This is a genomic window from Cohnella endophytica (assembly GCF_003628305.1).
In the GTDB taxonomy this organism is placed as follows: Bacteria; Bacillota; Bacilli; order Paenibacillales; family Paenibacillaceae; genus Cohnella; species Cohnella endophytica.
In genome coordinates this window covers 1-7,950 of the sequence record NZ_RBZM01000021.1, presented here as the reverse complement: position 1 = coordinate 7,950, position 7,950 = coordinate 1, and the positions used below count along the sequence as shown (strand labels likewise).

At 37.2% G+C, this 7,950-nt stretch carries 11 protein-coding genes; all 11 read right to left on the bottom strand.

Translation table 11 applies throughout. The features are described from left to right. Positions 1-402: serine hydrolase (locus D7Z26_RS27040; RefSeq protein ID WP_147423908.1), on the bottom strand; the 402-nt coding region annotated here is incomplete at its 3' end. A 254-nt stretch (positions 403-656) separates the two neighbouring features. After that, positions 657-1,124, bottom strand: coding sequence for a CDI toxin immunity protein (locus D7Z26_RS27035; RefSeq protein WP_120980148.1), 468 nt, complete (start codon positions 1,122-1,124; stop codon positions 657-659). Between the two features lie 228 nt (positions 1,125-1,352). Continuing rightward, positions 1,353-2,378 (bottom strand): hypothetical protein, encoded by a 1,026-nt coding sequence (locus D7Z26_RS27030; protein WP_120980147.1) that lies wholly within the window; start codon positions 2,376-2,378, stop codon positions 1,353-1,355. Between the two features lie 256 nt (positions 2,379-2,634). Continuing rightward, the gene (locus tag D7Z26_RS27025) at positions 2,635-3,075 is read right to left on the bottom strand and encodes a hypothetical protein (RefSeq protein ID WP_158602457.1); all 441 of its coding nucleotides are present in this window, start codon (positions 3,073-3,075) and stop codon (positions 2,635-2,637) included. Positions 3,076-3,313: 238 nt separating this feature from the next. Beyond that, on the bottom strand, positions 3,314-3,709 hold the full coding sequence (locus D7Z26_RS27020) for a hypothetical protein (RefSeq protein WP_120980145.1): 396 nt from the start codon (positions 3,707-3,709) through the stop codon (positions 3,314-3,316). Between the two features lie 272 nt (positions 3,710-3,981). After that, positions 3,982-4,329, bottom strand: a complete 348-nt coding sequence (locus D7Z26_RS27015; protein WP_120980144.1) for a hypothetical protein — start codon at positions 4,327-4,329, stop codon at positions 3,982-3,984. A gap of 265 nt (positions 4,330-4,594) precedes the next feature. Continuing rightward, positions 4,595-5,155, bottom strand: a complete 561-nt coding sequence (locus tag D7Z26_RS27010) for a DUF4303 domain-containing protein (protein ID WP_120980143.1) — start codon at positions 5,153-5,155, stop codon at positions 4,595-4,597. Positions 5,156-5,417: 262 nt separating this feature from the next. Continuing rightward, complete coding sequence (locus tag D7Z26_RS27005) at positions 5,418-5,675, bottom strand: hypothetical protein (RefSeq protein ID WP_120980142.1); 258 nt, start codon at positions 5,673-5,675, stop codon at positions 5,418-5,420. A gap of 250 nt (positions 5,676-5,925) precedes the next feature. Further along, positions 5,926-6,516 (bottom strand): hypothetical protein, encoded by a 591-nt coding sequence (locus tag D7Z26_RS27000; protein WP_233567229.1) that lies wholly within the window; start codon positions 6,514-6,516, stop codon positions 5,926-5,928. 248 nt (positions 6,517-6,764) lie between these two features. Continuing rightward, positions 6,765-7,361, bottom strand: coding sequence for a hypothetical protein (locus D7Z26_RS26995; RefSeq protein WP_120980140.1), 597 nt, complete (start codon positions 7,359-7,361; stop codon positions 6,765-6,767). Positions 7,362-7,587: 226 nt separating this feature from the next. Continuing rightward, positions 7,588-7,950, bottom strand: a 363-nt coding sequence (locus D7Z26_RS26990; RefSeq protein ID WP_147423906.1) for a serine hydrolase, incomplete at its 5' end; no start/stop codon positions are given.

Genomic DNA, 7,950 nt, shown 5'->3' with positions numbered 1-7,950 from the left:
ATTGACCCAGTTGGGGCTATGTATCATCTGTGGCCAACCATTCCATTCCCCCATCTCTGGCCAGTCAAAACCTGCACTCATACTTAACAAGTGATCAATTGTAATACGTTGTTTCCGATTGTCCTTATCCTGTTGAAGCGACGGAAAGTAATTAACAATAGGTGTATTAAGATCTGGAAGCAATCCCTGTTCGAAAGCAATTCCAATTAAGCTTGAGGTAATACTCTTCGTGCATGAGTTAACTTTGTGAAGTTTAGTTTTAGATTTATTGTTTCTAAAATATTGAAGTACAATATCTTGACCTGAGCTCATCAAACAGCTTTCAATTTTCTCCTTTTCTAGAAAACTAACAAATGATTTTAAGCTTTCTTTATTTATTTTATTCTGATATGGAATTTCCATAATTGAAATGTTTGCTCCTATTAGTTATTATCAGCATTTCCGCTAACGTTCTTGTGTTCACGACTTCCAACTCCCTTAAGCCCCATGGGCGGCCGCGATGCGGTTAGGGAGTTGGATTTGTCCGGCTGACTCTACTTCCCTGCTACTGCCAATTACTACCCGTATCTACTTCAAACTTCGGTCCGGACCGAGGGGCGAATGCCCCGATGCGTGAATATTGTGTTAGCTGATGTTGCCTCTTCTTTGAACCACAATCAAAATAACTTCTTTACTCCAATTGTTATTTCACCTTCATGATGATTTTCAATAATTATTCCTAATTCAAAATTAATAATCCAGGTATCAAATCCAACTGCAATAACATCATCAAAATTTTCAATTATCTTTACCAAGGAGCTTTCAACAACCGGAAGGCTATACTCATCCCATATTATTTGATAGTCTTCATTTGTGTTTATGAATTCTAACTTCATCAACTCATTAATCCTAATGAGATTTCCATTATAAGCAAATCCATTCCAATCAAGTCTACCCCAGCGTGTGAAATTGAAAGTATTGACCATTGTTGTAACAATGTTTTGTGAAGCTTCTAGACTGTATATTCGAGTTTCTGATCCAAGAGCATCAATACACTCGTCAAATAGACTACCATGGGATTTATCTCTTGTGATTCTCTGTTTTAATTGCTCAATTCGAAAGAGACGTGCTTCTCTATCGTCCAAATGTCATCTTCCTTTTAGATGTGTTTAAGTATATGTTCTAGGCAATTTCTGCTAACGTTCGTGTGTTCACGACATTCAACTCCCTTAAGCCCGAAGGGCGGCCTCGATGCGGTTAGGGAGTTGGATGTGTCTGGCTGATTCTGCTTCCCTGCTACTGCTAAATACTTCGGACTGAGGGGCGAATGCCCTGAAGTGTGAACATGGTGTTAGCTGAAGTTGCATTCCTCTTTAGATAAGTTTACTAATTATTATTTCATTATCTATGATTTCGATAAATTCATTAGATTTACTATGGTAATTCATTGGTCTGATTGTATTATCTTCAAAAAGTATATTTCCATTTGAGAGATCATAGATTAGAAATCCTCTATCCTGAGAAGAACAAAATAAATAGATATCGAAAAACAACTTTCCATAATTTATTTCAAACTCTTTAATAATACTCCCATCATTTACATCAAAAATTCTAAAGACTGAATCTTTATGATGGTTCTTGATATCTTCCTCGTCAAATAGGCTAATGTCGTACTTCCCTGAAATTCCAACTTGAGTATTACTGATCCAACAAATCGGATCATTCCAGTCTTCCTTCCCCCACCATATCACTTTTCTACTTGCCCCATCCTCGGATTCCCATTCATTACTTGTAATCCATTGTTTAATATTCCAAGTAGTCACGGATCCGGTTGGATGCCATTCCCAACCATTGTCTACAACCCACTCCTGGTCCGGAGAAACTGAAAGTTGCCCATGAAAATAATCCAAATAATGTACTTCACTAGTTTCCGGATCAACTCTAGCTGTTAACAACTCACCAGTCTTTGGATTTATTATATCTAACCTATTCCACAAAGTTCCATGCATGATGAATACTTGACCATCGTGATTGACAAAAGAGATTGGAAATATTGTCTGCTCATAATGGTAATCATCTCTACCAAATCGCATCATTATCCTATTCATTTGTAAATCAATTACTAATCCAGACCGACCAAATGTATTAAAAGCTGCGATAATGTTCCTATCGGATGAAATAATAATCGAAACGTTCTTATCAAAATCTAATTCTTCAATATCAATAGAAAAGACAATATTACTAGATTCATTATTCGTATTAATTTCAATAATATTTCCATTCCCAGTAATTGCGTAATAAGAATAATCTTCAGAGATTATTGGTTGGATATCTAAAATCACTTCATTGTCTGGTAGCTTAAATCTTCTATGACTAAGTTTTAATATTTTTTGCTCCATGAATATCCCTCACTATAGTATTTAATGCAATTTCAACTAACGTTGTTGTATTCACGAAGCCCCACCACCTTAAGTCCAAACGGGACGGCCGCGATGCGATTAGGTGGTGCGGGTGTGTCCGGCTGATTTCGCTTTCCTGTTGCTGAATTACTCCTGTCTAATCCGCTTCCCTACTCCTGCCGGACCAAGGGGCGAATGCCCCGAAGCGTGAACATGGTGTTATGCGAAGTTCGGGACTACTTGAAAGACCTTCAATCTACTCCACTTTAATGTCAAAGGTGAAATTGAATTCTTTACAAGCTATTTCAAAAACATCATCGTATGTAACTATTATTAGATGTCTTAGATCTAGTCCTCTAACTTCGTTGATGGTTTTTAATAAAACTGAATCTTCTACTTCAATTAGACTTGAAGATAATTGAACATCCTTTGTGATAGTTGAAAGGCTTATGTCTAACTCAACCATGTTGAAATAATATATTCCCTTAAACAAAAACTTGAATGGAATGTACTTTTCTTCATTCACAAAGGAACAAAGAATTGCATTAATCTCGCCTTCAAGTTCTACTTCGTTGGTTGATAAGAAATTTACTTTATCTAGAAAGATAGCATCGCGTCCTGAAATGATACCCACTTCAGTAGATATTTCATTTTGTAATATATTCATCAACTCCAAAGAATTTGGATTTGCCTTCAAAGATTTTCCCGAATTTCGCATAACGTTCTTGAGTTCACGACGTCCCACCGACTTAAGGGACGAAGTCGCCGGGCGCGATGAGCTTAGTCGGTGCGGATGTGTCCGGCCGATTCCGCTTCCATGCTGCTACCAATTACTTCTCTGAGCCCACATCTAACTCCTGCCGGACCGAGGGCCGAATGGCCCGAAGCGTGAACATGGTGTTATAGGATGTCATCACTGAAGTACTTGCAAGTCATTAAATATGTTCCGCATTTAAAATGTTTTCAAATTGCTTAAGTGTTCCTTCATTCATTTCATTAAATCCAAGATTGTTTCCTTTAATAACATGATTTATATACTGTGTAGTGATAAGTTGATCTCTATAATAGATTTGAATTGATTTATTTAAGTTCTTAGTTGTGATCTGTTCTAATTTGTCCTTGTTCTTAAATTCAATATATAATCCTCGAGCTCCTTGGTTTTCAGGATCTAAAAACGATACAACCTTCATTGTAGTCAAATCTAAATTGGTTAAAATAACTTCTTTGTTTTCGTCCTTAAACAAAATAACCGGCTCTTTATTCTTACTTTGGCAACCAACCAAAAGCATGAAAACAAAAATAACAGCGAAAACTTGAATCACTTTCTTCATCAAGACACACCACCCACATTTGTTTTACGGAGTTACGCTGATTTCCTATAACGTTCTTGTGTTCACGACGTCCCACCGACTTAAGCCCCGAATGGGCGGCCGCGATGCGGTTAGGTGGTGCGGATGTGTCCGGCTGATTCTGCTTCACAGCTACTGTCAAATACTTCTCTGAAACCCCATCTAACTCCTGCCGGACCGAGGGCCGAATGGCCCGATGTATGAATACAGTGTTATGTGGTGCCGCTTTCTTCATTGAAAAACTAAAGACATTATTAATTCATATCCCTTGTTGTCCAGCCAAAATCATATAATTTCGTTAGCACTTCAAAATACTCTTTGGATGCTCGTTTGAAAAATGAAATTTTGAACTCAAAAATCGTTCTGGGCTCTGTAAAAAATTCAAGAATCAGTTTCTTTTTTTTAGTTTTCCTAAGAGCAACGCATCGAGATCTGAATTTTGTTTCAATCCACTCTTCTTGAGATAAAGAATTCATAGATTGCAAAAACAAAGAATAATTTGCCTTACATGTTTGAAAGTTTATCTTTTGATCGATTCCTGTATGATCTTTGTAGATTAGATGATCTGAAGAAATTGAAATGATTTGATTTTGGTTTCTCATGTTTCATCTCCTACAAAGAGTAATATTGAATGATTTATCTTATTATTTTTTGTTTGATATATAAGGCGGCTTCACATAACGTTGTTGTGTTCACGACGTCCCACCGACTTAAGGCGACAACGTCGCCGGCTGCGAGAATGCGCAGTTAGTCGGTGCGGATGTGTCTGGCTGATTCGCTTCCCTGCTGCTGCCAATTACTTCTCTGAATCCACATCTAACTCCTGACGTTATCAGAAGTAATCGTATTCTTGAACAACTCTCATTTCTAGTAAATTGCTACATCTTTTAGTTCAGGAAATGCTTTATAAAATGCTTCTTCATCCACGGTTTTTCTTAAATACATAAAATCATCATCGTCGTGATCTACAACATAACTAATAAATTCTTCTGTCTTATGTAATAATTCAAATGAAGATTTAATCTCTAATAAGACTTCAACTAGTGTCGTCATAAATTTATTATGATTATACTCAATGTCTTCTTCATCGGAATTCCCCATGAATTCGGTGTATTTTCGTTCAAGTTTTTCTAAGTCGGGATCGGGTACGAGTTCTTCAAAATAAAAATCACCAATGCTATACTTCAAACCATTGTGCTTATAAATTTCATCTTTTGTCTTTGCTTTATAACTGCTTAGTTTTAAAGTTTCATTTAGCCCCCAGTAAGTATTCCATCTAATTAAAGTAGTGCCAATATCTGATTGTGCGTCTATTACAAAAATATAAACGTCTTGATTTGCACGGGTTCTTGAGAATTCACTGATAACTTTTCTGCAATGGTTAATTAACTGCTTTTTGTATTTGGAATAATTTATTGCATCTTCCATAAATATGATCTCCCCTAATGTTCTACGATTATTTCTGATAACGTTCTTGTGTTCACGACGTCCCAACACCTTAAGCCCGAAGGGCGGCCGCGATGCGGTTAGGGAGTTGGATGTGTCCGACTGATTCCTCTTCCCTGCTGCTGCCAATTACTTCTCCGAATCCTCATCTAACTCCTGCCGGACCGAGGGCCGAATGGCCCGATGCGTGAACATGGTGTTATAAGATGTTGGCGCCTTCTCGAATTACTTACAAAGCTCTTTCTCATATATGTCTTGAAACTGTTTCAGGGTATTCTCCATTATTGAAACATTTCGCAAGACAATATCCAGCTTGATTAAAATAAAAATGACTAGATCCCTTATCTCCTATATAAGGCTTTATTTCTAAAATCATTTCAGCCTTCTTGTCTAATCTTATTTTTCCCATGCTTTCTTTTAAATCATTCTTATCAGGAGAAAAGTAATAGATCACTTCTTCTTCATTTTCTAATTCCTTAAATAAATAAGTACTCCAACTCATATATTTTCAATCCTTTAATTGAGATTTGTTGGGTTTCCAAGCCCCACATCTGGGAGTGTGACGAAGTCGCTGGGCGCGATGCGCTTAGTCGGTGCGAATATGTCCGGCTGTTTCGCTTCCCTGTTGCTGAATTACTTCTGTCGAATCCGCTTCCCTATTCCTGTCAGACCAAAGGGCGAATGCCCCGAAGCGTGAACATGGTGTTATTGGAAGTCAGTGCCTTCTACGACTAGACTTTCAAAGCCTCTTCTTATCTCTGATTGCTATTTAATATTTGACTTTTGTAATAATTCATTGCAATTTCATGATTCCAAATCTGTGCTTCAATGTAAGGTATCGTTCCTTTGGGGATCAATAATTGAAATTTATTCAATAGATCAGTCGTCATCATAGTCTTTACTTCTGACAAAGTAAAAATTTGACCATGATATTTAGAATTGTAGTATTCTTCCGGCTTATCTCTACCAATCCAGAATGAAACCATACTATCTGGCAATGTAAAACTTACATCTTTATCACTAAAAAGAGATAACGGAATTCGCAGCAACTTTACGTCTAACCCTTCACTCAAAGTATAATTTTCTATCCAATCAGCTGTTCCCAATACAGAATAAATTGGATACTTGTCTTTTGGTGCTCCGCCTTTTTCTTTAAATCCGTTTAATAGCCAGTTCTCTGCTTCTAATCGGTTCTCCCAATACTGAACTGGTTCTTTGAATCTTTCAAAGATCGGTGAGTCGTCACATAGTTCTTCCATGACTTTCATTGCTTCAGTCCTAGAAAGTGCAGACAAACTTCTAAAAGGCACTGTATAGTAATAGTGCGTAATATATTCAAACATCATTGGTCCTCCAAACGGTTTTAAAATGATTTGCACTGATTACCTATAACGTTTCAGTGTTCACGACGTCGAAAGACTAAAGGTAATGATAGGTATATGCGAAGCTGTCTTTCGAACCGGTTGCGCATCGTGCAGTTAGTCTTGGAGATGTGTTCGCCTGAATTTACTTCTTGTGCATACTCCTTCCGGACCAAGGGGCGAACGCCCCGAAGCGTGAACATTAATAAATTACATTCTCTCAGTATTACTTACAGTCTTTTTAATTTATTATATATTGTTTTGATCATGGTTTTTATTTTACTTGGTTTTATAACTTTAATTTTTGATACTTTGACGTCACCTGTTAATTGAAAAAGACCTTCTCTTTGAGTTCCCTTTAGGTAACCTTCAAATAATTCAATTCCAGAATCATATTTATCTATAAAGTCCTTACAATCTGGGTCATTAATTCTTTTCTTCAATTCTTCAAGTACTGCTTCAATTTCAAATCGTTTCAGATTCATCATTCTACTTGAACAATAAGTATCAAAACTTGAAAAAGCCCCGATCAAGAAGTCATTCAGGAACTTGTCTTTGCCATATCGAATTAACTTCTCACCTAGTTTATGAAAATCAATTCCTACTGACCATGCTTGAACAGACCATTTCGCTTCTTCTAAAAATAAGTCCCTATATAGCTCAATTGGAAAAAACAATTGATCATTTTCAATTACAAACTTAATAATATTTCTTCTAAATTGCTGATTGGAATCAACAAATTCATTTGCATGTTTTCCATTCCAATCAAAAATAATATGATTTCGATTGCTGACATCGTACCCGGTCGAAAAGGATAAAAGCTCCATAATCTGTACACCCTTTACTGTGATTTCATATAACGTTCATGTGTTCACGACGTCCAACTCCCATAAGTCCGAAGGGCGGCCGCGACGTGGTTAGGGAGTTGGATGTGTCCGGTGGATTCCGCTTCCCTGCTGCCAATTACTTCTCCGAACCCACATCTAACTTCTGCTGGACCGAGGGCCGAATGGCCCGATGCGTGAACATGGTGTTAGCAGATGTACTGACTTCTTAGAGATACTGTAAAAGTTTTTTAATTGCTATTAGTGGTTTTAATGTATCACTGTATGAATCACTTGTTAAAGCAATAACTATATTTTTGGAGGGATCTACACAGATATACTGTCCGCCCATACCCATAGCAAAATAAAATGACCGGTCTAATAATTCATCCGATACCCACCAATGACGACCGTAATAACCTAAGTCTTCATAGGTTAGATACTTAGGCTTTGTTGAAGTAGATATCCATTCATCACTAAGTAGTTGTCGTTTCCCCCAGCGTCCTTTGTTCAAATAAAAATAGCCAAATTTCTGCATATCTTGTATAGACATGTGTAACCCGAAACCGCCAATGTTAACTCCTTGAGGATC